Below are 25,936 nucleotides of genomic sequence, written 5' to 3' on the forward strand. Positions count from 1 at the left end.
TCACATTTATGCCAACAGAGAATCGTGAAGGAGTGCCCTATGGCTACCGTAAAAGTCGATAACAGCAACTTCCAGACCGAAGTCCTCGACTCCGCTCAGCCGGTCGTTGTGGATTTCTGGGCTGAATGGTGCGGCCCTTGCAAAATGATCGGTCCGAGCCTCGAAGAAATTTCGAACGAGCTCGCCGGCAAGGTGAAGGTCGTCAAGCTGAATATCGACGAAAATCCTGAGCTGGCTGCCCAGTTCGGCGTGCGCTCGATCCCGACGCTTGCCATGTTCAAGGGTGGCGAAGTCGCCGACATCAAGGTTGGCGCCGCTCCGAAGACCGCCCTTTCGGCCTGGATTTCCAGCGCCGCCTAACTTCCAGTCGCATGCCCGCATAAAAAAGCCCGGCTGTTCCCTGCAGCCGGGCTTTTTCTATGTCTTCCGAGACCTTTGCGGTCAGGTCGGCGGGGTGCCGTTGTCGGCCAGTACATTGCCGGCGAAATAAAGCGAACCGCCGATCAGGATGCGCGGAGGCGGAGCGCCCGGCACCTGGCGGCGGGCGATTTCCTGCAATGCTTCGGCCGCTGAGCCGGCTGGTTCGGCGACCAGACCCGCATCGAACGCGGCATGGGCGAGAACCACCGGGTCGAGCCCGGATTCACTGTCGCGGATGCGGACCGTGAAGACGTGTTCGGCGATATCCGCAAAGGCGCGGAAATAGCCGATCGGATCCTTGGTGTTGATCATACCGGCGATGATGTAGAGCGGCCGGGCCTGGCGTTCCTCGAAAGCGGCCATCGCCTCGGCGATCACCTCGCCGGCGCCGGGATTGTGCCCGCCATCCAGCCAGATCTCCGAGCCTTCCGGAGCATATTGCAGCAATTTGCCCTCGGTCAGCTTCTGGAGGCGGGCCGGCCATTCGACCGTCGCCATCGCCTTTTCCATCATCGCCTCGGTGACGGTGAAGCCGGCCGCCTTGACGGCGCGGATGGCAGCGGCGGCATTGGCATATTGGTGGCGGCCCGGCAGACGCGGCAGCGGCAGATCGGCAAGGCCGAACTCGTCCTGGTAGATCAGCCGGCCGAATTCCTCGTGGGCGGAAAACTCCTGGCCGTAAACGGCGGTCGGACAGCCGAGCCGGTCGGCGGTCGAGACGAGCACGTCGCGAGCCGCTTCGAATTCCTGATGACCGATGACGACGGGCCGGCCACGCTTCATGATGCCGGCCTTTTCGGCGGCAATCAGCTCGACCCGATCGCCGAGATAGGCCTGGTGATCGAGCGAGATCGGCATGATGACCGAAACCGCCGGATCGGAAATGACGTTGGTGGCATCGAAGCGGCCGCCGAGGCCGACCTCAAGGATCACCGCATCGCCCGGCTGTTCGGAGAACAACAGGAAAGTCGCCGCCGTCAGGATTTCGAAGACGGTGATCGTCTGGCCACCGTTGGCCGCCGCGATGCGCCGCAGGGCATCTGCCAGCATCTCGTCGCTGACGATCTGGCTGCGGCCGCCCTTGACGCCGATCCGATAGCGTTCGTGCCAGTGGACGAGATGCGGGGACGTGTGGACATGCGTCGCATAACCACCCGCCTCGAGCAGGGCGCGGCAGAAGGCCGTCACGGAGCCCTTGCCGTTGGTGCCGGCCACATGGATGACCCGTGGCAGCTTCTGGTGCGGATTGCCCAACATTTCGAGCAGGCGGGTAATTCTGTCGAGCGAAAGATCGAAACCCTTCGGATGAAGGGTCATCAGCCGTTCAATTTCCCGCTCGGCCTCGCTCACAACGGGCTCGTTCATGGTCGTCATCCCGCCGCTCCGGCTTTCGATGCTCTCTTTCGGTCAGGCGCTGAGCGCGATAGGCGCGGGGAGCGCTTCCTGGACAGGCTGTTTCGTCAGCATCTTCAGGATTTTGGCCAGCGTGGACGGAATGTCGTGGCGCTTCACCACCATATCGACCATGCCATGCTCCAGCAGGTATTCCGACGTCTGGAAACCTTCGGGCAACTTTTCGCGCAGCGTCTGTTCGATGACGCGCTTGCCGGCAAAGCCGATTTCGGCGCCGGGCTCGGCAATATGGACATCACCCAGCATGGCGTAGGAGGCGGTGACACCGCCGGTCGTCGGATTGGTGAGCACGACGATATAGGGCAGGCCCGCTTCCTTCAGCATGTCGACCGCAACCGTGGTGCGCGGAAGCTGCATCAGCGACAGGATGCCTTCCTGCATGCGGGCGCCGCCGGAGGCCGGGAAGATGACCAGCGGGCATTTTTCCGTGAGGGCCCGTTCGCAGGCCCGGACGATCGCTTCGCCGGCTGCCATGCCGAGCGAACCACCGATGAAATTGAATTCGTGGACGACGGCCACGAGCTTCAGGCCCTGGACTTCGCCGAGGCCGGCAAGAATCGTGTCCTCCTGCTCGGTCTTGATGCGGCTGTCCTTCAGGCGGTCAGCATAACGCTTCGAATCGCGGAATTTCAGCGGATCCTGGGCGACCTTCGGCTGCGGAAATGCTTCGAAGACACCGCCGTCGAAGAGATCAATCAAGCGAGACTTGGCCGGCATCTTCATATGGAAGCCGGAAGCTGGGATGACCCACTTGTTCTCTTCCAGATCCTTGTGGAAGACCATTTCCCCAGTTTCGGGGCACTTGATCCAGAGGTTTTCCGGAACGTCCCGGTTGGGACGGCCAAGCATGGAATTGATACGTGGCCGGACGTAATTGGTGATCCAGTTCACTGGGCATACTCCCGTTGGAATCAGGGCCTAATGTGGGCAGACTATTCGGCAGCAACAAGGCGGGCGGCGCGAACGCCGGTCGCCAGGCCGCGAACCAGCGTCACCACCGAGGCGACGGTATCCGGGCCGGCCTTGCCGTCCTTGGTCAGGCTGCCGGCAATCTGCTGGACGATTGCGGTACCGACGACGACGCCGTCGGCCGAAGCACCAATCGCTTTGGCATGATCGGCGGTCTTGACACCGAAACCGACGCAGACCGGCAGGTCCGTATGTCCCTTGATGCGCTTGACCGCACCGGCAATCAGCGACGGGTCCGGCAGCGCGGAACCGGTAATGCCGTTCATCGAGACGTAATAGACGAAACCGGACGTGTTCTTGAGAACCGTCGGCAGGCGCTTGTCGTCCGTCGTGGGGGTGGCGAGGCGGATGAAGTTGATGCCCTTGGCGAGCGCCGGAATGCAGAGTTCGTCATCCATTTCCGGCGGCAGGTCGACGACGATCAGGCCGTCGATGCCGGCTGCGATCGCATCGTCCAGGAACTTGTCGACGCCGTAGACGTAGATCGGGTTGTAGTAGCCCATCATGACGATCGGCGTGTCGTTGTCGGTTTCGCGGAACTTGGCTGCGAGATCGAGCGTCTTCGACAGCGTCTGGCCGCTCTTCAGCGCACGCTGACCGGCCATCTGGACCGCGGGGCCGTCCGCCATCGGGTCGGAAAACGGCATGCCAAGCTCGATGATATCGGAACCGGCGCCCGGCAGCGCCTTCATGATGCCGAGCGAGGTATCGAAATCCGGATCGCCACCCATGAAATAGGTGACCAAAGCGGGGCGACCTTCAGCTTTCACGGCCGCGAAACGTTTGTCCATACGAACGGTCATGTCACATATCCATTCCGAGAATCTTGGCGACGGTGAAGATGTCCTTGTCGCCGCGACCGGAGAGGTTCATCACAATAATCTGGTCCTTGCGCATTTTTGGCGCTCGCTTGATCACCTCCGCCAGGGCATGGCTCGGTTCCAGCGCGGGGATGATGCCTTCAAGACGGGTCAGGACCTGGAAGGCGTCGAGCGCCTCGTGGTCCATGATCGGCACATATTCCGCGCGGCCGATATCGTGCAGCCAGCTGTGTTCCGGGCCGATGCCCGGATAATCGAGGCCGGCCGAGACAGAATGGCCCTCGAGAATCTGGCCGTCATGATCCTGCAGCAGATAGGTGCGGTTGCCATGCAGGACGCCCGGCGCCCCGGCGGTGATCGAGGCGCAGTGCTCGACGCCCTGAAGGCCGCGGCCGCCTGCTTCGACGCCGACGATCTGCACGCCCGCATCATCCAGGAACGGGTGGAAGATGCCGATCGCGTTCGAACCGCCGCCGACGGCAGCGATGACCATATCCGGCAGCCGGCCTTCGGCTTCGAGAATCTGCTCGCGGGCCTCCTTGCCGATCACCGACTGGAAGTCACGGACGAGTTCCGGATAGGGATGCGGGCCGGCAGCCGTGCCGATCAGATAATAGGTATCCTCGACATTGGTGACCCAGTCACGCAGGGCCTCGTTCATGGCGTCCTTCAGCGTGCCGTTGCCGGCGGTCACCGGAATGACTTCCGCACCCAGGAGCTTCATGCGGAAAACGTTCGGCGCCTGGCGCTCCACATCGGTCGCGCCCATGTAGACGACGCAGGGGAAACCGAAACGCGCCGCAACGGTCGCGGACGCAACGCCATGCTGGCCGGCGCCGGTCTCGGCGATGATACGGGTCTTGCCCATGCGCTTGGCGAGCAGGATCTGGCCGATGCAATTGTTGATCTTGTGCGAACCGGTGTGGTTCAGCTCTTCGCGCTTGAAATAGATCTTTGCGCCACCAAGATGCTCGGTCAGGCGTTCGGCGAAATAGAGCGGGCTCGGGCGGCCGATATAATGGGTGCCGAGATCAGCCAGTTCCGCCTGGAAGGCAGGATCGTTCTTCGCCTTTTCCCATTCGCCCTGGAGGTCCAGGATCAGCGGCATCAGCGTTTCGGCGACGAAGCGCCCGCCGAAAATACCGAAACGGCCATCCTCGTCGGGGCCGGCACGGAACGAATTGGGTTTTGGCGTCTCGTTCACTTTCTACTCCCTCACGCGCCTTTCCGACCCGCATCTGCGACGGCATCGAAAAACGCATCGATCATTCCAAGATCCTTGACGCCCGGTGCACTTTCCACGCCGGACGACAGGTCGATACCGCTTGCCCGCGTCGATTTGAGGGCGATAACGGCATTATCCTTGTTCAATCCTCCCGAAAGCATGTAATCCACGCCCTCGTCAAGGGAAGCCATCAGGCTCCAGTCAAAGGAAACGCCGTTGCCGCCCGGCAGTTGCGAGGCGGCAGGCGCTTTGGCATCAAAAAGAAAGCGGTCGGCAACGCCGATATATGGATCGATCCGGTCGAGATCGGCGGCTTCCTTCACCGAAATGGCCTTCATAACCGGCAGTCCATAAAGCGCCTTCAGGTGCAGGATCCGTTCCGGGCTCTCGTTACCGTGCAGCTGCAGGATATCCGGCCGCACCATCGAGACGATGTCGTCGAGTTCCTCGTCATCGGCATTGACGGTCACCGCAACGATCTTCACCCGTCCGCGGACCCGATCGGCAAGGTCTCCGGCAAGGTCGGGTTCGACGTTGCGCGGGCTCTTGGCAAAAAAGATGAAGCCGATATGCGAGGCTCCCCGCGCCACGGCGCGATCGACAGCCTCGGGGGTCTTCAACCCGCAGATCTTGATATCAGGTTTCATGACGTGCGGATTGACATGAAATTCCGACGGAGTCGAGGCAAATCATGGCAGACGGAGTCCGCCCTTGGTGATCCTGGTTATTTTCACCCTCGGGTTAAACCAAAGGATCGGCCGGGACACGTCGAGTGCCTCGATTGAAATGAGTTAGGTGACACGCGACGTGTCCCGTTCGGTGTGTTTATCCGCGCAACTCCGGTCCCTCTGCGGCGGCATGGGCTTACGTCCTTGCGGATGCCATACCGGGTTGTGTGCAACACACGCACGCCCCGCCAAAAGGCGAGAGGGGGACCATTTTCTGCGCAGCCCCTGGCAACCCGCTTGCATAACGGCGGTTCGCCAGATCACCGGTCCCATCTCGCCGGTTATGCGGACCGGTGTAGCCGAAATGGGACGGGTGGATTGTAGGCATGGGTTTGAGGGGCGGGGATGAGAAGGTTGTTAAGTGTTTGATGCCGCTGATGAGGCGGTGCGGAATATGCGTCTTTAGATCGGTGTCTGCGAGTGGATCCTCGGGAAGCCCGGGGATGACGGAGGAGAGGCTGGCGGGCTGATCAAGGAGAGGACTGGGGAAAGAGCGACGGACCAGGGAAGAACAGGTAGGACATACAACGTCGTCATCCTCGGGCTTGACCCGAGGATCCATCTGCCTCCGCGTCACTCGAAATCGATCGCATGCAGCTGCGAGCCATGCTGTTTCAGCCATTTGCGGGCTTCTTCCATGCGCGGGCAGAGCTGTTTGCAGAGCGCCCAGAATTTCGGGCCGTGGTTCATCTCCTTCAGATGCGCCACTTCATGCGCCGCGAGATAGTCGATGATGAGAGGCGGGGCCATGACGATGCGCCAGGAGAAGCTGAGGTTCCCGTCCCAGGAGCAGGAGCCCCAGCGGCTGCGGGTGTCCTTCATGGAGACTGACTTGATCGGCTTGCGGATGGCGGCGGCGTGACGGGCGACCAGCACTTCGAGATCCTTGCGCGCCTCCTTCTTGAAGAAGGCGGAGAGCCGGCGGCCCATGTGATCCTCAAGCCCGCTGACCCTCAGCACCGGTTCGCCGTCGACCAGCAACGCTTCGGTGAGGCCACGCAGCGTGCCGGTATGTTCGATCCGGTGGGGAATGCCGCGAAAGGCGATGCGTCCGCCGGGCCGTATGGAGTTATCGGCCGAAAACTTTGCGAGCTTGGTGAGCAGCCAGCCCTGATGCCGGTCGAGGAAATCGTCGATCTCACGCTTGAGCAGACCCGCCGGCACCGTCAGATTGAGCGCCCGGCCGCCGGGTTCGATCCGGAGCGTGATGCGGGTGGCGCGGCGGTTTTCCCTGATCGTCAGCGGCATCGCGCGATCGCCGACATGAAGGGTCCGCTTCACCGTTTCGAGCGGTTTCGGCTTGGAGCGGACTGGCTTTTTCAGAAGCGCGAACATGGACCCTTTCTAGCCGATTCCTTTCCATAAGAAAGCCGGCGTCTCAGCGACGCCGGCCTCCACCACGTTTCACGTGAATCCCTGGGAGGATCAGAGATCGACCACCGGGTTCTGGCCGGAAGAGCGGTTCTGGCGCTCGCGCATGAAGCGATCGAATTCCTCCTGGTCCTTGGCGCGGCGAAGCTCACGAACATAGTTGTCGAATTCTTCGCGCATCTCGTCGAGCTTGCGGCGCTCTTCCTCGATCCGGTCGATCTCGGTCTTGCGCCAATCGTCGAAGGCGACGTTGCCAGTGGTGAAATGCGTGTTGTAGCGAGATTTTGCCCGACGGCAGCCGGCGAACATACGATCGGCCCGGTCGTTGGCATCACGCTTGAAGCCGCGCAGCCTGTCCCCGAAGATGATGTAGGCGAGCATGGCAAGGCCGAGAGGCCAGAAAACGACGAAACCGAGCACCATGAGAGCGATGGTGGCCGGCGTCCACTCCGGACGAATCAATGCTGACTGGTTCATTGGTCACACCCTGATGTTTCAGCGGGTGGCCGCATGCCAGCCCGACTGAATTCGATTTGGTGAGCCCATGATCCGCCTTCAAGAAGACGGATCATTAAATTCAAGAAGATGCTGAAATATAAACGAGAATTCAAAGAACGCGGCGGAGCTAGTCGGCCTTGCCGCCCTTGATCACCCGCTTGACCGGTGTCTTCTTCGGTGCAGCCCTGGCATGTTTCTGGGTGAAGGCGACGATGCGCGGAGCGATCTCGCGGCGGAAACGCGAGCCGTTGAACACGCCGTAGTGGCCGACATCCGGCTGCATGTAGTGCATGCGCATGTCATCGGGGATGTTGGGGCAGATGGTCTGCGCCGCATTGGTCTGGCCGAGGCCGGAAATATCGTCGTTCTCGCCTTCGATGGTCAGCAGCGCCACTTGGCGGATGAGCTTGGTATCCACCCGAACATTCCGGTGCATCATCTCGCCCTTCGGCAGCGAATGCTTGATGAAGACCGTCTCGACCGTCTGGAGGTAGAATTCCTCGGTCAGGTCCATGACCGCCAGATATTCGTCGTAGAACTCGCGGTGCTTCTCGGCGGACTCGCCGTCGTTCTTGACGAGGTGCTGGAAGAATTCCTTGTGGGCGGACACATGCCGGTCGAGGTTCATCGACATGAAGCCGGACAATTGCAGGAAGCCCGGGTAGACGCGGCGCATGAAGCCGGAATGCGGCCACGGCACGTTCATGATGACATTGTCGCGGAACCATTCGATCGGATGTTCTTCCGCAAGCTTGTTGACGGCGGTGGGGTTGATACGGGTGTCGATCGGACCGCCCATCAGGGTCATCGAAGCCGGGACCATCGAATCGCGCTGCGATTCCATCACCGCTACGGCGGCAAGTACCGGGACGGAGGGCTGGCAGACACCGATGACATGGGCGCCGGGGCCGATCGCGTGCAGCATCTCGATGATGTAGTCGATATAGTCGTCGAGATCGAAGCGGCCGTCGGTGATCGGCACCATGCGCGCGTCGATCCAGTCGGTGATGTAGACGTCGGCGCTCGGAAGCAGCGCTTCGACCGTGCCGCGCAGCAGCGTCGCATAGTGGCCCGACATCGGCGCGACGATCAGGATCTTCTGATCGGGAACACGGCCGGCCGGAAGATCGCGGCGGAAATGCAGGAGATTGCAGAAAGGTTTGTTCCAGACGATCTCTTCCGTCACCGCGACGGTCTCACCGTCGACGATCGTCAGCGGAAGATCGAATGAAGGCTTGCCGTAACGGCGTGTGACGCGCTCGAAGACTTCGAGGCTGGCAGACAGCGTCCGGCCCATCGTCGTGTGGGAAAACGGATTGAGCGGATTGGAATAGAAGAAGTGCATGGCATCCGCGGCGGCGCGAACAGGGGCCATCGCGGCGTGGTTCATCTCGTAGAACTGATAGAACATCGAGGTGCTACCTTTCGTCATTTCCGACAGCGTATTCGACAACGAGATCGAACCGATCGGTTCAGGAGCAGAATGAGGATAGGCTAACACTTTTCGATTGCGGTGCAACATGGTGGGGGATACCGGCTGAATTGGCCAAGAGGAAGGCGGGGACCACAGATCATTCTGCTGTCTTAAGAATGACATGTAAGCCTTAAGGTTCCACCATCCAAGCCTGGTTAAAGGACTCATATCCGCCGGCGGATATGAGTCCTCCCATCACTTATACGTCAGCGACGAAGGTCTGACGCTGGGTTCCGAGCCCATCGATGCCGAGTTCGACAACTTCGCCGGCCTTCAGGAAACGCTGCGGCTTCATGCCGAGGCCGACGCCCGGAGGGGTGCCGGTGGAGATGATATCGCCCGGATGCAGCGACATGAACTGGCTGAGGTAGGAGACGAGGTAACGGACGCCGTAGACCATGGTCTTCGTGGAGCCGTCCTGCATCTTCTCGCCGTTGACGGTGAGCCACATGCCGAGATTCTGCGGGTCGGGGATTTCGTCCTTGGTGACCAGCCAGGGGCCGATCGGGCCGAAGGTGTCGCAGGACTTGCCCTTGGTCCACTGGCCGGAGCGCTCGCTCTGGAAGGCGCGTTCGGAGACGTCGTTGGTCAGGCAATAGCCGGCGACGTAATCCATGGCGTCGGCTTCGGAGACGTATTTCGCGGTCTTGCCGATAACGACGCCGAGCTCGACTTCCCAATCGGTCTTCACCGAGCCGCGGGGAATGACCACGTCGTCGTTCGGGCCGACAATGGCCGACGTCGCCTTCATGAAGATGATCGGTTCCGGCGGCACGGTGGCACCGGTTTCGGCGGCGTGGTCGGAATAGTTGAGACCGATGCAGATGAACTTTCCGGTGCCGGCAACGCAGGGGCCGATGCGCGCCGGCTGCATTTCAGCCAAGCTTTGGGGATCGAGAGCGGCGATCTTCGCCAGACCTTCCGGGGAAATCGCGGGGCCGGCAATATCGGCGACGTGACCGGACAGATCGCGGATCTTGCCCTGGTTATCAAAAAGTGCCGGCGTTTCATGGCCCGGCTCGCCAATGCGCATCAGTTTCAAAGCATGGTCCTCCATTGATCGGGAGGTTTATGGAACATGCGCCCTGGCTTGTCACCCCCGTTTCGGCAGATCGAAAGCCTGTTGCCAACGAGGCCGATGGGCCTATTGTTGACCTCGAATTTACCCCGCCTGCAGATCTCAGAGGATGCCATGACCAGCAGCAATACCCGCGATTCGGAATTTCCGATCGATGCCTTTTTCCTCGACCGCTGGTCGCCCAGAGCGTTTACCCAGGAGACGATCGATCAGGCGACCATGCTGACGATTCTCGATGCTGCCCACTGGGCGCCCTCCTCCGGCAACAACCAGCCCTGGCGTTTCATCTATGCGCTGCGCGGCACGCCGTCGTTTCCGGTGCTCGTCGACATTCTTTCGCCGGGTAACCAGCGCTGGGCGCAGCATGCGGCGGCGCTCCTGATCGTCGTCTCGAAGACCTATCGCGTGGCCAGCAATGGCGAACACCGGCTCGCCTATACCCATTCCTACGATACGGGTGCGGCCTGGTTTTCGGTCATCACGCAGGCGATGAAGCTCGGTTACCACGCCCACGGCATGGAGGGTTTCGACAAGGAAAAGGCCGTCGAGGTGCTGGGGATTCCGGAAGGCTACCGGGTCGAGGCGGCAGCTGCGATCGGTCGCATGGCCGACAGAGCCACGCTTCCCGACGATCTTGCCGATCGGGAGTTCCCGAGCAAGCGCAAGCCGGTTTCGGAAATCGCCTTCGAAGGGAAGTTTACCGGAGAGCCCTGAGCATCAGGCCGTCTTTTAAGAATTGTTTCACGTGAATCCATATCCACAGGAAAGATTCACGTGAAACATTTTTGAGCTGGACAAACAAAAAGCGGCGGTCCGACGGGCCGCCGCTTTTTGTTTTCAAGATTTCGACCTCAGATGTCGAGGTTGGCGACGCTCAACGCGTTTTCCTGGATGAATTCGCGGCGCGGCTCGACTTCGTCGCCCATCAGACGCGAGAAGAGACCGTCGGCGTCGGTCGCATCGTTGACCCTGACCTGCAGCAGCGAGCGGACGTTCGGATCGAGCGTCGTTTCCCAGAGCTGCTCGGCATTCATCTCGCCGAGGCCCTTGTAGCGCTGCATGGAAAGACCCTTGCGGCCCGTCGCGAAGATCGATTCCAGCAGCGCGCGGGGACCGGACATTTCCTGCTGTCCATCCTTGCGGGTGAGGACCGGCGGGGTGCGGTAGATTTCCTGCAGGCGCGTGGTCATCTGGTCGATATGGCGGGCATCGGCCGAGCCGATCAGCGCCACGTCGACGGCGGCGACTTCCTTGACGCCGCGCACCATGCGCTCGAAACGCAGGCCACCCTCGTCCGTCACATGGCCGGACCAGCCGCGTTCGGTCTCTTCGGCGATCATGTCGAGGCGACGGGCAACCTCGGCGGCGGTCTCCAGAGCCCGTTCGCGATTGTCGGTGAGTTCCGGATTGAGAGCGCCAGCGATCGCGGCCTGTTCGATGATCGAACGGCTGTACCGAGAATGCAGGCCTTCGACCAGGGCACGGAGACGCAGGGCATCCTGGATGACTTCGCGCATATCCGCACCGGCCCGAACTTCACCGGAGCCGAGCGTCAGGGTCGCTTCCTCGAGGCCCATGGTGATGAGATATTCTTCCAGGGCAACTTCGTTCTTCAGGTACTGGATCGACTTGCCGCGGCTGACCTTATAGAGCGGCGGCTGGGCGATATAGATATGGCCGCGTTCGATCAGTTCCGGCATCTGGCGGAAGAAGAAGGTCAGAAGCAGGGTTCGGATATGGGCGCCGTCGACGTCGGCGTCCGTCATGATGATGATCTTGTGGTAACGCAGCTTGTCGGCGTTGAACTCGTCCTTGCCGATCGACGTGCCGAGCGCGGTAATCAGCGTGCCGATTTCCTGGCTGGACAGCATCTTGTCGAAACGGGCGCGTTCGACGTTCAGAATCTTGCCGCGCAGCGGCAGGATCGCCTGGTTTTCGCGCGAACGGCCCTGCTTGGCCGAACCGCCGGCGGAATCACCCTCGACGAGGAAAAGTTCGGACTTGGCCGGATCGCGCTCGGAGCAGTCGGCGAGTTTGCCGGGCAGCGAGGCGATGTCGAGCACACCCTTGCGGCGGGTCAGTTCGCGGGCCTTGCGCGCTGCCTCGCGGGCGACGGCCGCTTCGACCACCTTGCCGACGAGGATCTTCGCTTCGGTCGGATGTTCCTCGAACCAGGTGCTCAGGGCTTCGTTCATCAGGCTTTCGACCACCGGCCGAACTTCCGACGACACGAGTTTGTCCTTGGTCTGCGACGAGAACTTGGGGTCGGGCACCTTGACGGAGAGAACCGCGGTCAGGCCCTCGCGGCAGTCTTCTCCCTGCAGCGTGACCTTTTCCTTCTTGGTGATGCCGGAACTGTCCGCATAGGACGTCACCTGGCGCGTCAGGGCGCCGCGGAAGCCGGCCATATGAGTGCCGCCGTCGCGCTGAGGAATGTTGTTGGTGAAGCAGAGCATGTTTTCGTGGTAGCTGTCGTTCCACCACATGGCCACTTCGACGGTCATGCCGTCCTTCTCGCCCTTGATGGTGACGGGCTTGTCGACCAGCGCCTTCTTGGAACGGTCGAGATAGCGGACGAAGGCTTCAAGACCTCCGTCATACAGCATCTCCTCTTCCTTGATATCCGGCTTGCGCTTGTCCGTGAGCCGGATTCTGACGCCGGAATTCAGGAAGGCCAGTTCGCGCAGACGATGCTCGAGCGTGCCGTAGTCATATTCGGTCATCGTGAAGGTTTCGGAGCTGACGAGGAAGGTAACCTCGGTTCCGGAGCGGCCTTCGTATTCGCCGATGACCTTGAGCGGGCCGTCGGCAACGCCGTGGGTGAAGGAAATCTCGTGGAGCTTGCCGTTGCGGCGGATGCGCAGCTTCAGCCAGACGGACAACGCGTTGACGACCGAGACGCCGACGCCGTGCAGGCCGCCGGAGACCTTGTAGGAGTTCTGGTCGAACTTGCCCCCCGCATGCAGCTGGGTCATGATCACTTCGGCGGCGGAGACGCCTTCGCCGGTGTGAATGTCGGTCGGGATGCCGCGGCCGTTATCCGTCACGGTAACGGAGCCATCGGCGTTGAGCGTCACGGTCACCAGGTCGGCATGGCCGGCCAGCGCCTCGTCGATTGCGTTGTCGACGACTTCGTAGACCATGTGATGCAGGCCGGAGCCGTCGTCCGTATCGCCGATATACATGCCGGGGCGCTTGCGAACGGCATCGAGGCCCTTCAGAACCTTGATCGAGTCGGCACCATATTCGGCACTCGCGCCATTATCGCTGACGGGTGTATCGGTCATCAGTATCTTCCAATTCGTTTGAGATGCCGGTTAAGCGAATCACCGGCCATTCCACCCTTAGAATATAGGGAAATCGGTGCGGTTTCTAAAGGTTGGGCCTCGCCAATACGGCACGAAAGCCGTGGATGCGTACAGAATTCAGCCCCGCATCTCGGCTTTTTTGAGGAGCGTGTCCATTTCCTCTATCACGTCCGGCGGCAAAGAGCGAATCCGCTGCGCCAGCCGGTTGGCAAAGCCCGTATAGGACGGCGGCAGACCCGCCGTATCGAGCACGACTTTCGGATGCGAGGCATCGGCGAGCCGGAAAAGCTCCTCCGCCTCATCCCAGATGACGTTGAAATAACCGGCAATCCGCTGCAGCAGTTCGAAGGTCGGGCGGCCGCGCTTGCCATGCTCCAGGGCCGAGAGATAGGCGGGGGTGACCCCGATCGCCTCGGCCAGCTCGCGCTGGGTGATACCCTTGCGGCGGCGAAGCTCTCTCAGTGCATGGCCGAAGGGAGTCATTCCCGATCTCCCCGGCCACGGGAGAGCCGCACATACATGGCGCCCTCCCCGCCGTGATGGCGCGCCGCCCATTCGTAGGACGAAATCAGGAAGCGGAACTCGGCTTTCGAAAACCACAGGGGCACGGCGCGGCGAAGCGCACCTTCACTGCCCATCGAACTGCCCTTGCCGGTGATCACCAGGACGTGGCGAAGTCCGCGTTCATGCGCTCTCAGCAGAAAGTCGAGAAGCAGGTCGTGGGCCTCGCCCTGGAAAAGTCCATGCAGATCGAGGCGGGCATCGATCGGCAGCCGGCCCTTGGCGAGCTTCTTCTTGACCGGTTTTTCGAGAGGCTGATGAGAACCCACGGGGCGCTTGGACGGAACGGGCGCCGGCAGTTCGACTGCATGGCTTTCCTGCCGCGGCGCGGGCTTCGGCTTTGCGGCTTGGACGGCTGCCTCTTCCGCGGCAATCTTTGCGGCTTCGGCTTCCTCGAATTCCAGGATTTCCTTCATGCGGCCAGGCAGGGCGCGGGCGGACTTGGCAACCCTGCCCCACAATATCCGCTCTTCCGGATCGAGTTTGCGACCGCCCTTCATCCGCCGTACCTGACAGCCGCTGCCTTGGGGATGAGGATATGGAAATCCGCGTCATTGCGCACCGTTCCGGCAAGCTCGCCCGCCTCGAAGCCGGAGCCGGTAAAGATGTCGCCGCGGGCTGAGCCGACGATCGCGGAGCCGGTATCGAGCGCCAGCATCAGCCGCGCGAAGGGTTTGCCCCCATCCATGTGGGTCAGCGTTTCGGACCGGATGAAAAAGGGAAAACCGAATGTGTGGATCTGGCGATCGACCGCCAGCGAACGCCCCGGGATCAGCGGCACCTTGGCGGCAGCCACCGGCCCGAGTGACGGATCGGAGACATCCGCTTCCCGGAAGAATATGTAAGAGCGATTGTGCCAGAGCACTTCATCAACCTTAGCCGGATTCTCGGCCAGCCAGGCGCGGATGCTCTGCATGGAAATCTTGGCAGGATCGATCTCGCCGCGGTCGATCAGCAGCTTGCCGATCGGCGAGAACGGATGACCCGCCTTGGCGGAATAGGTGATCCGCCGGATGTTTCCATCCGGATATCTCAGCCTCGCAGCGCCCTGAACATGGATGAAGAAAACATCAACCTTGGACTTCGCGTAGGCGATCTCCAGGCCGCGGCCTTCGAGAAAACCACGATCGATCTCGCCGCGATCCGGATAGGGCTCGATTCCATCAGGCGTCCGCCGGCCGAACATGTAGCCGGAGTCCAATCCGGCCGGCCGGTTCGTGTCGTCGAGATCGATGAGATCGTCGGGGCGATAATAAAACGGATGAACCCAGACATCGTCGCGCGTTTCCGAAACCTCGATCTCCGGCTCGTAGAAGGCGGTGACGAAACCGCGCCGGCCATCGTTGCGCGAAATCAGGAAGGGCGTGCAATGGGTTTCGAAAAAGGCCCGGGCAGAAACGGGATCGCCCGGGAGGTCCCGGGCGGCTTCGATGAGAGTTGCAAGTTCTTCGGCCGTCAGGCCAAGCGACCCGGTTCGATAGGGCTTGACCTTGCGGATATGCTCCAGCGACGCGCGCATGCCGGCAAAGAGCGCGGTCGGATCATCGTCATTCCACCCCGCAAGATCGGAGAAGGCGACCGGCCGAAGAGTATAGTCCGCAGAGCTGAAGGTCATTGTTCGGATTCGGTGGCGACAAGTCTCCAGTTCGGATCGCGGGAGCGGATGTCGCGGGCGAAAGTCCAGATATCGGTGACTTCGGCCACGGTCTCCTGGTCGCCGTCGATCAGTGCGCCGGCCTTGTCATAGGTGGCGGAAATGAGCTGGCTGACGATCCGGACGGTGATCTGTTCCTCGGCATCCTTGACTGCGGCATGGGTAATATCCGCCTTGTCGATGCCGACGAAGGTGGATTTCACCACTTCACCGCGGGATTCCCGGTCGGTGATCGCCGTGTCGAAACCATCGAAGACTTCCTTCGAAAGAAGACCCTTCAACGTCTTCCGGTCGCCGTCCGCAAAGGCCATGACGATCATCTCGTAAGCCATGCGGGCGCCGTTCAGGAACTCGCGGGGACGGAACGAGGGGTCGGACTTGACCACTTCGCGCAGCGCTGCGTTGAGTGGCGTATCGGGCTTGGCGACAGCATCGACATCCGCATAACGCTGCTCGTCTTCCGTGGCATCCCGGCGCGGCAGGGTCACGACCTTGCCGTCATCGCCGCCCGGATTTTTCGCGACGTCGCGGGGGCTGTAAGGATCGAACGGCGGCTTCTCGCTTCCCGTCCGGCGTCCGAGCACACTGCGCAGTTGCAGGAAGATCAGAACCGCTGCGACAAGGAAAAAGAGTGTTATAAAGTCGTTGGAGCCCATCTTAACCCGCATTTGGCGTTTAAATATTCGGTGCAGTTTCTCATATAGTCTGCATACGCCTATCATTCAAATGGCGAAGACGTTAGCGCTTTGCGCGCAACCGAATATCACGACACAGGGAATATCATGCGCTTCTTTCTCGTGCCGCTCTTTCTGATCGGCTGGCCGCTCGCCGAAATCGCGGGCTTCGTGCTCGTCGGCAAAGCGCTCGGCCTCTGGGTAACGCTCGGCTTGGTGATTGGCACGGCGGTGCTCGGAGCCATTCTGCTGCGCAACCAGGGCACCCAGATCCTGAGGAAGATTTCGACCGAGAGCCGCGACGGCCGCGCGCCCGGCCGCGCACTGATCGACGGCGCGATGATCGTGGTGGCCGGCATCCTGCTGCTGCTGCCTGGTTTCCTGACCGACATCATCGGCCTGGCACTGTTCATTCCCTTCGTGCGCAGCCTCATCTGGTCGATGATCGGCCGCCGCATCGTCGTCGTCCGTTCGCCGCGCAGCGAAAGCTATCGTTACGAAAGTGCAAGGCCTTCGCCAGAGGCCAAAAAGACGGGGCCGGTGGTCGATCTCGATGAAGAGGACTATCATCGCGATCCCGATCCCTCGTCGCCCTGGGTCGGGCCGAAAAGCAAGGAACCCTGAGGAGTTCGGCCGGTTGGTCAGGGTTGTAAGCCCCCAAGCGAAATGTTAGAGGGCCTCAACGCTCCAAAGCCTCGAGGAAATCCAATGGCAGACGATAACAACCAGGCCGAAACGCCGTCCCTCAACATCCTGGCGCAATACACCAAGGATCTCTCCTTCGAGAACCCGGGCGCTCCGCGTTCGCTGCAGTCACGCGACAAGGCGCCGGCGATCAACATCAATGTCAACGTCAATGCCAATCCGCTTTCCGAGGCCGATTTCGACGTTATCCTGACGCTGAACGCCGAAGCCAAGGATGGCGACAAGGTCGTCTTCGCGGCCGAGCTGGTTTATGGCGGCGTCTTCCGCATCACCGGCTTCCCGCAGGAGCACATGCTGCCGCTGCTCTTCATCGAGTGCCCGCGCCTGCTGTTCCCCTTCGCCCGCCAGATTATCGCCGACGTGACCCGCAACGGCGGTTTCCCGCCGCTGATGATCGACCCGATCGATTTCGCGCAGATGTTCACGCAGCGCATGGCCGAGGAACAGGCCCGTTCCAAGGTTCAGGTGCTGGACAGCTAAGCAAAAATTTTCCAGATTTGACGAAAGAGCCCGGGCTTCGACCCGGGCTTTTTTATTCGGCCGTTCCGTATTTCAGCCAGACCGCCTTGTCCTTCAGAGACGTCACCATGGCGGCATGCGCCTCCAGCTCCGCTTCGGTCAGCCGGGGGCCAAGAGGCCGGGGGCGACCCGCAACCTCGATCACAACTTCCTCGACCTCGACCGCCGTCGCCGACCGCTCGTTGCCCATCAGGCCGAGCGCCGTCTGACGGCCGCCGGTCATCTCGATATAGACTTCGGCGAGCAGTTCGGAGTCGAGCAGCGCGCCATGCTTGGTGCGATGGGCATTGTCAATGCCGTAACGGCGGCAGAGGGCATCGAGCGAATTCGGACCCATGGGATGTTTGCGGCGGGCCATGGCCAGCGTATCGATGACCTGGTCGGACATCACCGGCGGCAAGCCGAGACGGGCGAATTCGGCGTTGATGAAGCCCATGTCGAAGGTCGCATTATGGGCGATCCATTTGGCGCCGTCGAAGAAATCGATGATCTGCTGGACGACATCCCCGAAGCTCGGCTTGTCCTTCAGGAATTCGTCAGTAATGCCGTGCACGGCAAGCGCGTCCGGATGAACCTTGCGGTCGCCCGGATTGATATAGAGATGCAGCGTTCTGCCGGTCGGGAAATTGTTGATCAGCTCGATACCGCCGATTTCGATCACCCGGTCGACTTTCGATTCGAGGCCGGTGGTTTCCGTATCGAAGATGATCTCACGCATGTGGGTCGTTCTCTTCCTTGGGGCTCGTCTTACCAGTCCTCAGGCCAGCTCTCAGGGACGCAATGATTGCGCGCACCTGCTCCCTCGCCGCCTCCAGTCCGAGGCCCGTGTCGATGAGGAAATCGGCTCTTTTGCGTTTTTCCGCATCGGGCATCTGGCGGGAGAGAATCATCGCCAATTTTTCCTCCGTCATGCCCGGCCGCGCAAGCACCCTGTCGCGCTGTATCTGTGGATCACAGGTAACGACGACGATGACATCGACGCGATCTTCGCCCTTCACTTCAAAAAGAAGAGGGATGTCGAGGAGCACGAGATCGGTGCCGGCCTGTCTGTATCGGGTCAGGAAATCGACTTCGCGCTGGCGGACCAGCGGATGGACGATGGCCTCGAGGACCGGGAATTTCTCTGGTGACGCCGAAAGCTGGCGGGACAGTTCCTGGCGGTCGATGACACCGTCCTTGATGGTACCGGGAAACACCTCGCCGACGGGTGCCACCGCATCGGTGCGATAGAGATCATGGACGACGGCATCGGCATCATTCACCGGGACGCCCTCTTCCGCGAACATTTTCGCGGTCGTCGATTTTCCCATTCCGATGGAGCCGGTCAGGCCGATGACGATCATGCGTGTTTTTCCATATCGGCGATGACGAGGTCCCGCAGTGCCTTGTCGACCACCGGGCGGCGGCCGAACCATTTTTCGAAACCGGGCACCGCCTGGTGCAGCAGCATGCCGAGCCCGTCGACGATGGGAAAACCCTGCGCTTCGGCCTGGGCGAGTAGCGGAGTTTTCAAAGGTACGTAGACGATATCGGTGACAACAGCCCCGAACGCCAGCGGCGAGTAGTCGATATCAGGCGCTTCGCTGCCGTCCATGCCGAGCGATGTCGTGTTCACGAACAGGCCGGCGCCGGTCATAACCTCATTCAGCGCTTCGACCGGATGGGCATGAACTTTCACGCCGAAGCGGTCGGCAAGTTCTCTAGCCCGCGCAACGGTCCGGTTGACCACGTGAATCTCCCCGATGCCGCGGTCGCGGATCGCCTGGATGACGGCGCGGCTTGCACCGCCGGCGCCGAAGATCACGACCCGGCCGGTCTTGTCCCAGCCAGGATGGCGGTCATCGAGATTGGCGGTGAACCCATGACCGTCGGTATTGGTGGCGTGCAACAGTCCGTCTTCCATCCAGAGCGTGTTCGACGCCCCAAGCTCTTCCGCCAGATCGTCCGGCCGGTCGGCCAGCTTGAAGGCGAGTTCCTTGTGGGGGATGGTGACATTGCCGCCGCGAAAACCGGAACGGCCCTCTTTCAGGGATTTGATGAAGGCGGGAAAATCTGCTTCGGTGATAGCCTCTGCCCTGTAGGACCCGGCAATTCCAAACTGTTTCAGCCAATGGCCGTGGATCAGCGGCGAGCGGGAATGCTTCACCGGCCAGCCGGTTACGAAAGCATTAACCAAAAATGTTTCACGTGAATCAGCCATCGATCGCCCCCAGTTCGCGCAGCTTCTCAAGGAGAGGCAGCATGGGCAGGCCAAGAATGGTGAAGTAGTCGCCCTCGATTCTGGAAAACAACTGGATGCCCTCTCCCTCCAGCTGATAGGCCCCGACGCTGCCGTAGACCTTTTCGCTGACGCGCGACAGATAGCGGTCCACGAAGGTTTCGCTCAAATCCCGGACGGTCAGGTCCGCATGGGCGACATGTTCCCAGGCGATTTCACCATCCTGCACAAAAGCGACTGCACTGTTCAGGCGGTGGGTCTTGCCTGAGAGGGAGAGCAGGTTCTCCTTCGCTTCGGCAAGCGTTTTCGGCTTGTGATAGACTTGGCTTCCGAGCGACATGGTCTGGTCCGAGCCGATCACCAGCGCGCCTGCAAGATGTGCGCTCACGTCGATCGCCTTTGCCTTGGCAAGCGCCAGCGCCACCTGGTCAGGGGTGGCACCTTCAAGCCCCGCCTCGATCTTCCGCTCGTCGATCTCGGCCGCGCGGCTTTCAAAAGCGAGGCCGGCATTTTCCATCAGCATCCGGCGGAAGGGGCTGGAGGAGGCAAGTACGAGAGGCACTGTCACGAAAATCTCCCAAGAGCTGCGCGCGGATTCGCTTAACGCAGCTTCGGGCGCAGCGCAACGATTGCGGCGGCCGTCTCCTCGATCGACCGGCGCGTCACGTCGATGACCGGCCAGTTCTGGCGGGCGCACAGCGCGCGGGCATATTTCAGCTCCTCGTTGATCGTTGCACGGTCCGTATAATGGCGCCGGTCGAAACCTTGGGTGACACCGAGTTCGCGGTGTTCACGCACCTGGCTGATCCGGTCGGTCGTGGCGACGAGGCCGACGATCAGCGGGTGGGTGGCGCGGTAGAGGCTGTCCGGCAGATCGACGCCCGGCACGATCGGGATGTTGGCGGTCTTGATGCCACGGTTGGCGAGATAGATGCTGGTCGGGGTCTTCGACGTGCGGCTGATGCCGATCAGCACGACATCCGCCTCATCGTAATCCTCCGGCATCTGGCCGTCGTCGTGATCCATTGTGAAATTGAGCGCTTCGATGCGCTTGAAATAATCCGCATTGAGCGCGTGCTGGGCGCCGACACGACGCCGGGACGGAGCACCGAGATAGGCCTGAAATGTCGCCATCACCGGTTCCAGCAGGTTGACGCAGGGCAGGCCCATGTCCCGGCAACGCTGATCGATGAGCCCGGCCAGTTCCTGATCGACAATGGTATAAAGGACGATGCCCGGTTCGCGGTCGAGCGCTTCGAGCACCGCGAGCAGCTGCTTCCGGTTGCGGATCAGCGGATAGACATGCTCCACCGCCAGCGACGACTGGAATTGCGCCGAGGCGGCACGGCCGGCGGAGATGAGAGTCTCACCCGTGGAGTCAGATATGAGGTGCAGATGGAAGAAGTTTTTTCTGTTCTCCACGCTAAACTTAACCCTTTGTTGATAACTCGGGAGAGACCATCGGGTTCTCCCAGGCCCGGACCCGGCCTCGGGAAAACCGCCCGGTTTTCCACATTCGCATATCTCGCGGATGCGGATCAGACTGGCTTGTGCGTTCTGGGGACAGGGTCATTGCCGTTCTTTTTCCTCCCCAGCTTATCCACAGATAGCGCCTAATCCCAGCTCCTGTCATCCTCCTGAAATAGCTTGCGGAATCCAGGCTGTCCAAAGAAGAGCGCCTCGTTGGCGATTTTCTGTTCCGTAAGCGGAGATAAAGCGGCGGATCGTCGCGTCGGCTGTGATTTGACTTTAATCCTTGCTACTCACCGACTCTAAGAAATAGAAACCTAGTAAGATTCATTTCTTATATTTTTAGGGAGAACCCATTGACCGGCGCATACCGGAAGATCATCCAGGTGCTGGAAGGCAAAACCGTCAGTCCACCACCTGTCTGGCTCATGAGACAGGCAGGACGTTATCTGCCGGAATACCGTGAGACGCGGGCCACGGCAGGGAGCTTTCTCGATCTCTGTTACACGCCGGATCTGGCTGTCGAGGTGACCTTGCAGCCGATCCGGCGCTACGGCTTCGATGCGGCGATCCTGTTTTCCGATATCCTCGTCATTCCGGATGCGCTTCATCGGAACGTACGGTTCGTGCAGGGCGAAGGCCCGCAGATGGATCCGATCGACGCTGCCGGTATTTCCGCGCTGAAAGGCGAAGGGGTTCTTGCCCATCTCGCTCCGGTCATGGAAACGGTTCGCCGGTTGAGGCGGGAGCTGCCTGAGGAAACGACCCTGCTTGGTTTCTGTGGTGCGCCCTGGACGGTTGCCACCTACATGATCGCCGGCCACGGGACGCCCGACCAAGCCCCTGCCCGGCTGTTTGCCTATCGGCATCCGGAAGCCTTCGAGAGGCTGCTGTCCGTGCTTGCCGAAATCTCCGCCGAATATCTGATCGCTCAGATCGATGCGGGCGCGGATGCCGTGCAGATCTTCGATTCATGGGCGGGTGTGCTCGGGGAAAAGGAATTTGAAGCCTATGCCGTGAAACCCGTTGCCCGGATGATCGAGATCGTTCGCAGCCAGCGACCCCAGGCAAAGATCATCGCCTTTGCCAAGGGTGCCGGTCTGAACCTGAAATCCTACCGCCAGAAGACCAAGGCGGATGCGATCGGCCTCGACTGGTCGGTGCCACTGTCGTTTGCGGCCGAGCTGCAGAAGGATGGTCCGGTCCAGGGCAATCTCGATCCGATGCGGGTGGTTGCCGGTGGCAAGTCGCTGGAGGACGGGATCGACGCCATTCTCGACACACTCGGGCAAGGGCCGCTGATCTTCAATCTCGGCCACGGCATCACGCCTGAAGCCAATCCGGATCATGTGGCCAAGCTGATCGAGCGGGTGCGCGGAGCCGGAGCGTGAGCGGGGAAGAGCGGCAGACGGGCACTGCGGCCGGTCGGCGGTCGGCACTGCGGGCCTTCATCGCACTTGCCGTTTTCGTCGCCATCCTGGTAACGGTCTATCTCGCCCGGCCGGATGACTTCCTCCTCTACATCAAGGCTTTCCACGTCATCGCGGTGATGTCCTGGATGGCGGGCCTGCTCTACATGCCGCGGCTGTTCATCTATCACAGCGATGCCGAGCCGGGTTCAGCGCAGTCCGAAACCTTCAAGATGATGGAACAGCGGCTCCTGAAAATCATCATGAACCCGGCGATGATGATCACCTGGGTTCTTGGTCTCTACCTCGCCTGGGACGTCTACGAATTTCGCGGCGGCTGGCTGCATGCGAAGATCGGGCTTGTCGTGCTGCTCACAATGGTGCATGTGCTGTTCAGCCGCGCGGTGCGCAACTTCGCGGTCGATGGTCCGCGAAAAACGCCGCGTTACTGGCGTTTGATGAATGAAGTCCCGACCGTTCTGATGATCGGGATCGTCATTCTGGTGATCGTGAAACCGTTCTGACGCGAGGAAATTCTTTCTTTCGCAAGATTTCCGTCTTCCCCCTTGCGGCGTTCCACGTGAATCGCTATTTTCCTCACCATCTCATCTCGTGGCATGCGTGTAATTTCCCGTCGTCCCCGGTTCATCTTCCGCGGTAGCGAATTTCACCGACACGCCTACATTCCCCCGAAATTCTCAATATGGTCCCCCCCTTCATGGCTGAAATGAAGCTTCAAGAACTCAAAAGCAAATCCCCTACCGATTTGCTGACCTTCGCCGAATCACTGGAGGTCGAGAACGCCAGCACGATGCGCAAGCAGGAGCTGATGTTCGCGATCCTCAAGGTTCTGGCGAGCCAGGATGTCGAAATCATCGGCGAAGGCGTGGTCGAGGTCTTGCAGGACGGGTTTGGTTTTCTGCGTTCCGCGAACGCAAACTATCTGCCCGGTCCCGATGATATCTATATCTCACCCTCCCAGATCCGCCGCTTCTCGCTGAAGACCGGCGATACGGTCGAAGGCCCGATCCGCGGTCCGAAGGAAGGCGAGCGTTATTTTGCCCTTCTCAAGGTCAACACGATCAATTTCGACGACCCGGAAAAGATCCGTCACAAGGTCCACTTCGATAACCTGACGCCGCTCTATCCGAACGAGCGGTTCAAGATGGAACTGGAAGTTCCGACCTCCAAGGATCTCTCCGCCCGCGTCATCGATCTGGTGGCGCCGCTCGGCAAGGGCCAGCGTGGTCTGATTGTCGCGCCGCCGCGCACCGGTAAGACCGTTCTCCTGCAGAACATCGCCCATTCGATCACCGCCAATCATCCGGAATGCTATCTGATCGTGCTGCTGATCGACGAGCGTCCGGAAGAAGTCACCGACATGCAGCGTTCGGTCAAGGGCGAGGTCGTTTCCTCCACCTTCGACGAACCAGCCGTGCGCCACGTGCAGGTCGCCGAAATGGTGATCGAAAAGGCCAAGCGCCTCGTCGAGCACGGCCGTGACGTTGTCATCCTGCTCGATTCGATCACCCGCCTCGGCCGCGCCTACAACACCGTTGTCCCTTCCTCCGGCAAGGTGCTGACGGGCGGTGTGGACGCCAACGCCCTGCAGCGCCCGAAGCGTTTCTTCGGTGCCGCGCGTAATATCGAAGAAGGTGGATCGCTGACGATCATCGCCACGGCGCTGATCGATACCGGGAGCCGCATGGACGAAGTCATCTTCGAAGAGTTCAAGGGTACCGGCAACTCGGAAATCGTGCTCGACCGGAAGGTCGCCGACAAGCGCATCTTCCCGTCCATGGACATTCTCAAGTCCGGTACGCGTAAGGAAGACCTGCTGGTGCCGCGCCAGGATCTTCAGAAGATCTTCGTGCTTCGCCGTATCCTTGCCCCGATGGGCACCACGGATGCGATCGAGTTCCTGATCGACAAGCTGAAGCAGACGAAGACCAACGGCGATTTCTTCGACTCGATGAATACCTGATCCTTAGCCGGATTCACGACAGATACGGAGCGCTCGGTTTTTGCCGGGCGCTTTTCAGTTTAGAGCCGCTTCTGATACATTGGTCCCATGGCCCAGGCAGACACTGATACGATCTATGCCCTCTCCAGCGGCACCCCGCCGGCGGGTGTTGCGGTCCTGCGGCTGAGCGGCTCGCGGGCTTTTCAGGCGGCGGTCAGTCTGGCTGGAGAACTGCCTGCGGACAGGAAGGCGGGGCTTAGAACGATTCGGAGCCGCAACGGTCTGGTCATCGACCAAGGTCTCGTACTGACCTTTCCCGGCCCCGGGTCGTTCACCGGCGAGGATTGTGTAGAGATACATCTGCATGGCAGCCGCGCCGTCATCTCGGCGGTCTACCAGGAACTGGAGGCTGTTGAAGGGCTTCGTCTGGCCGAAGCCGGCGAATTTTCCCGCCGGGCGTTCGAGAACGGCAAGATGGATCTCGTGGAGGTCGAGGGACTGGCGGATCTGATTGCGGCCGAGACCGAGATGCAGCGCCGTCTGGCCGTGGAGCAGGGGTTTGGCGGACAGTCGGCGCTCTATATGGCCTGGGCCGAGAGATTGACCCGTGCGCGGGCCTTGATCGAAGCAGAACTCGACTTCGCCGATGAGGACGATGTTCCGGGATCGGTTTCGGAACGGGTCTGGGCGGAAGTGGCTGATCTTTATCTCGAGATCGAGGAGCATATCGCTTCCGCGAAAGCCGGGGAGATCATTCGCGACGGATACAAGGTGGTCATCGCCGGTCCGCCCAATGCCGGAAAATCCAGCCTTCTCAACGCGCTGGCGAAACGCGACGTTGCCATCGTCACCGAGATCGCCGGGACGACAAGGGACCTTTTGCATATTGACATCGATATGGAGGGTTATCTCGTCCGGTTCTTCGATACGGCTGGGCTGCGCGAAAGTGATGACCGCGTGGAGCAGGAAGGCGTGCGCAGGGCAAGGATAGCAATCGAGCAGGCGGACCTTGTTCTGCAGCTCGAAGAAATCGATTCGGACTCGAAACATGTTCTTGATGATGTGAAAGCCGACGTTCTGAGGGTGGGCACCAAGGCGGATGCGCGCGGGCAATCGGCTCGATACGACCTCATCATTTCCAGCCAGACGGGAGATGGATTGGAGGAACTGCGTTCCCTGATCCTGCAAAAACTTCGGGAAACATGGTCCGGGTCTCTCGTCCCCAATCGACAGCGGCATCTTCAATACCTGAAAGAGGCTTCCCATTTTATCGCAGAAGCGCTAAACGGCCGGGAGCTTGATCTTCGAGCCGAGAGCCTTCGGGCCGCGGCATCGTCGCTGGGCCGCATCACCGGCCGGGTCGATGTGGAGCAGCTCTTGGATGTGATTTTTTCGCAGTTCTGCATCGGCAAGTGATTCACGTGAAACAGGGCGCCTCGCGCGGTTTCATAAGGTGGG

The 25,936-nt window shown here is 60.8% G+C and carries 27 protein-coding genes; 8 read left to right on the plus strand and 19 right to left on the minus strand.

Annotation, left to right across the window (positions count from 1 at the left end):
• The first annotated feature begins 39 nt into the window (after window positions 1–39).
• Window positions 40–360 (plus strand): thioredoxin, encoded by a 321-nt coding sequence (trxA, locus tag PMI07_RS05220; RefSeq protein WP_007770439.1) that lies wholly within the window; start codon window positions 40–42, stop codon window positions 358–360.
• A gap of 81 nt (window positions 361–441) precedes the next feature.
• On the opposite strand, the gene PMI07_RS05225 is transcribed toward trxA, so the two are convergent.
• From PMI07_RS05225 to PMI07_RS05265, 9 genes are all read right to left on the minus strand, one after another.
• Window positions 442–1,794: a folylpolyglutamate synthase/dihydrofolate synthase family protein gene (locus PMI07_RS05225; RefSeq protein ID WP_024163578.1), complete on the minus strand. Its 1,353-nt coding sequence runs from the start codon at window positions 1,792–1,794 to the stop codon at window positions 442–444.
• Between the two features lie 33 nt (window positions 1,795–1,827).
• Window positions 1,828–2,724, minus strand: a complete 897-nt coding sequence (gene accD / locus PMI07_RS05230) for an acetyl-CoA carboxylase, carboxyltransferase subunit beta (protein ID WP_007768666.1) — start codon at window positions 2,722–2,724, stop codon at window positions 1,828–1,830.
• Between the two features lie 41 nt (window positions 2,725–2,765).
• A complete protein-coding gene (gene trpA / locus PMI07_RS05235) occupies window positions 2,766–3,605 on the minus strand; it encodes a tryptophan synthase subunit alpha (protein WP_007768669.1) in 840 nt (279 codons plus the stop codon).
• A 1-nt stretch (window position 3,606) separates the two neighbouring features.
• Window positions 3,607–4,827, minus strand: coding sequence for a tryptophan synthase subunit beta (gene trpB / locus PMI07_RS05240; protein WP_007768680.1), 1,221 nt, complete (start codon window positions 4,825–4,827; stop codon window positions 3,607–3,609).
• Between the two features lie 11 nt (window positions 4,828–4,838).
• Window positions 4,839–5,495 (minus strand): phosphoribosylanthranilate isomerase, encoded by a 657-nt coding sequence (locus PMI07_RS05245; protein WP_007768682.1) that lies wholly within the window; start codon window positions 5,493–5,495, stop codon window positions 4,839–4,841.
• A gap of 654 nt (window positions 5,496–6,149) precedes the next feature.
• Window positions 6,150–6,911: a M48 family metallopeptidase gene (locus PMI07_RS05250; RefSeq protein WP_007768684.1), complete on the minus strand. Its 762-nt coding sequence runs from the start codon at window positions 6,909–6,911 to the stop codon at window positions 6,150–6,152.
• 90 nt (window positions 6,912–7,001) lie between these two features.
• On the minus strand, window positions 7,002–7,424 hold the full coding sequence (locus PMI07_RS05255; protein ID WP_007768687.1) for a DUF2852 domain-containing protein: 423 nt from the start codon (window positions 7,422–7,424) through the stop codon (window positions 7,002–7,004).
• A gap of 148 nt (window positions 7,425–7,572) precedes the next feature.
• Window positions 7,573–8,856 carry a polyhydroxyalkanoate depolymerase gene (gene phaZ, locus PMI07_RS05260; RefSeq protein WP_007768689.1) on the minus strand — a complete coding sequence of 428 codons (1,284 nt, stop codon included), beginning with the start codon at window positions 8,854–8,856 and terminating at the stop codon, window positions 7,573–7,575.
• Window positions 8,857–9,118: 262 nt separating this feature from the next.
• The gene (locus PMI07_RS05265) at window positions 9,119–9,961 is read right to left on the minus strand and encodes a fumarylacetoacetate hydrolase family protein (RefSeq protein WP_007768692.1); all 843 of its coding nucleotides are present in this window, start codon (window positions 9,959–9,961) and stop codon (window positions 9,119–9,121) included.
• A gap of 150 nt (window positions 9,962–10,111) precedes the next feature.
• Here PMI07_RS05265 and PMI07_RS05270 point away from each other — a divergent pair, with 150 nt between their 5' ends.
• Window positions 10,112–10,711: a nitroreductase family protein gene (locus PMI07_RS05270; RefSeq protein WP_037085258.1), complete on the plus strand. Its 600-nt coding sequence runs from the start codon at window positions 10,112–10,114 to the stop codon at window positions 10,709–10,711.
• Between the two features lie 137 nt (window positions 10,712–10,848).
• Here the strand turns inward: PMI07_RS05270 and gyrB are convergent, their stop codons facing one another.
• The 5 genes from gyrB to PMI07_RS05295 form a co-directional block, all read right to left on the minus strand.
• A complete protein-coding gene (gyrB, locus tag PMI07_RS05275) occupies window positions 10,849–13,284 on the minus strand; it encodes a DNA topoisomerase (ATP-hydrolyzing) subunit B (RefSeq protein WP_024163579.1) in 2,436 nt (811 codons plus the stop codon).
• Between the two features lie 138 nt (window positions 13,285–13,422).
• Complete coding sequence (locus PMI07_RS05280) at window positions 13,423–13,788, minus strand: helix-turn-helix transcriptional regulator (RefSeq protein ID WP_007751168.1); 366 nt, start codon at window positions 13,786–13,788, stop codon at window positions 13,423–13,425.
• Window positions 13,785–14,366 (minus strand): Smr/MutS family protein, encoded by a 582-nt coding sequence (locus PMI07_RS05285; RefSeq protein WP_007751167.1) that lies wholly within the window; start codon window positions 14,364–14,366, stop codon window positions 13,785–13,787. Before PMI07_RS05285 ends, PMI07_RS05280 begins: the two co-directional genes overlap by 4 nt.
• Entirely contained in the window at window positions 14,363–15,481 is a 1,119-nt protein-coding gene (locus PMI07_RS05290; protein WP_007751164.1) for a murein transglycosylase A, read from the minus strand. Before PMI07_RS05290 ends, PMI07_RS05285 begins: the two co-directional genes overlap by 4 nt.
• Entirely contained in the window at window positions 15,478–16,176 is a 699-nt protein-coding gene (locus PMI07_RS05295; RefSeq protein ID WP_037085578.1) for a Tim44/TimA family putative adaptor protein, read from the minus strand. The genes PMI07_RS05290 and PMI07_RS05295 overlap by 4 nt, the downstream gene beginning before the upstream one ends.
• A 126-nt stretch (window positions 16,177–16,302) precedes the next feature.
• Here PMI07_RS05295 and PMI07_RS05300 point away from each other — a divergent pair, with 126 nt between their 5' ends.
• Both PMI07_RS05300 and secB read left to right on the plus strand, forming a co-directional pair.
• Window positions 16,303–16,818 carry an FxsA family protein gene (locus tag PMI07_RS05300; RefSeq protein WP_007751157.1) on the plus strand — a complete coding sequence of 172 codons (516 nt, stop codon included), beginning with the start codon at window positions 16,303–16,305 and terminating at the stop codon, window positions 16,816–16,818.
• A gap of 84 nt (window positions 16,819–16,902) precedes the next feature.
• Entirely contained in the window at window positions 16,903–17,379 is a 477-nt protein-coding gene (secB, locus tag PMI07_RS05305) for a protein-export chaperone SecB (RefSeq protein WP_007751154.1), read from the plus strand.
• 52 nt (window positions 17,380–17,431) lie between these two features.
• On the opposite strand, the gene dnaQ is transcribed toward secB, so the two are convergent.
• The 5 genes from dnaQ to PMI07_RS05330 are packed head-to-tail and all read right to left on the minus strand — an operon-like array spanning window position 17,432 to window position 21,058.
• Window positions 17,432–18,136 carry a DNA polymerase III subunit epsilon gene (gene dnaQ / locus PMI07_RS05310; protein WP_007751143.1) on the minus strand — a complete coding sequence of 235 codons (705 nt, stop codon included), beginning with the start codon at window positions 18,134–18,136 and terminating at the stop codon, window positions 17,432–17,434.
• Window positions 18,129–18,761 (minus strand): dephospho-CoA kinase, encoded by a 633-nt coding sequence (coaE, locus tag PMI07_RS05315; protein WP_007751141.1) that lies wholly within the window; start codon window positions 18,759–18,761, stop codon window positions 18,129–18,131. The genes dnaQ and coaE overlap by 8 nt, the downstream gene beginning before the upstream one ends.
• Window positions 18,758–19,618 carry a shikimate dehydrogenase gene (locus PMI07_RS05320; RefSeq protein WP_007751140.1) on the minus strand — a complete coding sequence of 287 codons (861 nt, stop codon included), beginning with the start codon at window positions 19,616–19,618 and terminating at the stop codon, window positions 18,758–18,760. Before PMI07_RS05320 ends, coaE begins: the two co-directional genes overlap by 4 nt.
• The gene (locus tag PMI07_RS05325; RefSeq protein WP_007751138.1) at window positions 19,611–20,204 is read right to left on the minus strand and encodes a Maf-like protein; all 594 of its coding nucleotides are present in this window, start codon (window positions 20,202–20,204) and stop codon (window positions 19,611–19,613) included. The genes PMI07_RS05320 and PMI07_RS05325 overlap by 8 nt, the downstream gene beginning before the upstream one ends.
• Window positions 20,205–20,236: 32 nt before the next feature.
• Window positions 20,237–21,058 (minus strand): pyruvate, water dikinase regulatory protein, encoded by an 822-nt coding sequence (locus PMI07_RS05330; protein ID WP_007751136.1) that lies wholly within the window; start codon window positions 21,056–21,058, stop codon window positions 20,237–20,239.
• Between the two features lie 404 nt (window positions 21,059–21,462).
• Here PMI07_RS05330 and hemE point away from each other — a divergent pair, with 404 nt between their 5' ends.
• From hemE to mnmE, 4 genes are all read left to right on the plus strand, one after another.
• A complete protein-coding gene (gene hemE / locus PMI07_RS05335) occupies window positions 21,463–22,497 on the plus strand; it encodes a uroporphyrinogen decarboxylase (RefSeq protein WP_007751134.1) in 1,035 nt (344 codons plus the stop codon).
• Complete coding sequence (gene hemJ, locus PMI07_RS05340; protein ID WP_007751130.1) at window positions 22,494–23,039, plus strand: protoporphyrinogen oxidase HemJ; 546 nt, start codon at window positions 22,494–22,496, stop codon at window positions 23,037–23,039. The genes hemE and hemJ overlap by 4 nt, the downstream gene beginning before the upstream one ends.
• A gap of 194 nt (window positions 23,040–23,233) precedes the next feature.
• Entirely contained in the window at window positions 23,234–24,499 is a 1,266-nt protein-coding gene (rho, locus tag PMI07_RS05345) for a transcription termination factor Rho (protein ID WP_105404823.1), read from the plus strand.
• Between the two features lie 87 nt (window positions 24,500–24,586).
• Window positions 24,587–25,894: a tRNA uridine-5-carboxymethylaminomethyl(34) synthesis GTPase MnmE gene (mnmE, locus tag PMI07_RS05350; RefSeq protein ID WP_007751124.1), complete on the plus strand. Its 1,308-nt coding sequence runs from the start codon at window positions 24,587–24,589 to the stop codon at window positions 25,892–25,894.
• Window positions 25,895–25,936 lie beyond the last annotated feature (42 nt).

Origin of the sequence: Rhizobium sp. CF080 (assembly GCF_000282095.2) — a bacterium.
GTDB lineage: Bacteria > Pseudomonadota > Alphaproteobacteria > Rhizobiales > Rhizobiaceae > Neorhizobium.

What these genes read in the sequence shown, in the direction of transcription:
- PMI07_RS05245 (WP_007768682.1), bottom strand. Translation starts at nt 5,495, where the DNA reads ATGAAACCTGATATCAAGATCTGCGGGTTGAAGACCCCCGAGGCTGTC.
- phaZ (WP_007768689.1), bottom strand. Translation starts at nt 8,856, where the DNA reads ATGTTCTATCAGTTCTACGAGATGAACCACGCCGCGATGGCCCCTGTT.
- PMI07_RS05320 (WP_007751140.1), bottom strand. Translation starts at nt 19,618, where the DNA reads ATGGCTGATTCACGTGAAACATTTTTGGTTAATGCTTTCGTAACCGGC.
- PMI07_RS05295 (WP_037085578.1), bottom strand. Translation starts at nt 16,176, where the DNA reads ATGGGCTCCAACGACTTTATAACACTCTTTTTCCTTGTCGCAGCGGTT.
- coaE (WP_007751141.1), bottom strand. Translation starts at nt 18,761, where the DNA reads ATGATCGTCATCGGCCTGACCGGCTCCATCGGAATGGGAAAATCGACG.
- rho (WP_105404823.1), top strand. Translation starts at nt 23,234, where the DNA reads ATGGCTGAAATGAAGCTTCAAGAACTCAAAAGCAAATCCCCTACCGAT.
- PMI07_RS05300 (WP_007751157.1), top strand. Translation starts at nt 16,303, where the DNA reads ATGCGCTTCTTTCTCGTGCCGCTCTTTCTGATCGGCTGGCCGCTCGCC.
- PMI07_RS05255 (WP_007768687.1), bottom strand. Translation starts at nt 7,424, where the DNA reads ATGAACCAGTCAGCATTGATTCGTCCGGAGTGGACGCCGGCCACCATC.
- trxA (WP_007770439.1), top strand. Translation starts at nt 40, where the DNA reads ATGGCTACCGTAAAAGTCGATAACAGCAACTTCCAGACCGAAGTCCTC.
- gyrB (WP_024163579.1), bottom strand. Translation starts at nt 13,284, where the DNA reads ATGACCGATACACCCGTCAGCGATAATGGCGCGAGTGCCGAATATGGT.
- PMI07_RS05270 (WP_037085258.1), top strand. Translation starts at nt 10,112, where the DNA reads ATGACCAGCAGCAATACCCGCGATTCGGAATTTCCGATCGATGCCTTT.
- mnmE (WP_007751124.1), top strand. Translation starts at nt 24,587, where the DNA reads ATGGCCCAGGCAGACACTGATACGATCTATGCCCTCTCCAGCGGCACC.
- dnaQ (WP_007751143.1), bottom strand. Translation starts at nt 18,136, where the DNA reads ATGCGTGAGATCATCTTCGATACGGAAACCACCGGCCTCGAATCGAAA.
- PMI07_RS05225 (WP_024163578.1), bottom strand. Translation starts at nt 1,794, where the DNA reads ATGACGACCATGAACGAGCCCGTTGTGAGCGAGGCCGAGCGGGAAATT.
- secB (WP_007751154.1), top strand. Translation starts at nt 16,903, where the DNA reads ATGGCAGACGATAACAACCAGGCCGAAACGCCGTCCCTCAACATCCTG.
- PMI07_RS05285 (WP_007751167.1), bottom strand. Translation starts at nt 14,366, where the DNA reads ATGAAGGGCGGTCGCAAACTCGATCCGGAAGAGCGGATATTGTGGGGC.
- PMI07_RS05250 (WP_007768684.1), bottom strand. Translation starts at nt 6,911, where the DNA reads ATGTTCGCGCTTCTGAAAAAGCCAGTCCGCTCCAAGCCGAAACCGCTC.
- trpA (WP_007768669.1), bottom strand. Translation starts at nt 3,605, where the DNA reads ATGACCGTTCGTATGGACAAACGTTTCGCGGCCGTGAAAGCTGAAGGT.
- PMI07_RS05280 (WP_007751168.1), bottom strand. Translation starts at nt 13,788, where the DNA reads ATGACTCCCTTCGGCCATGCACTGAGAGAGCTTCGCCGCCGCAAGGGT.
- PMI07_RS05290 (WP_007751164.1), bottom strand. Translation starts at nt 15,481, where the DNA reads ATGACCTTCAGCTCTGCGGACTATACTCTTCGGCCGGTCGCCTTCTCC.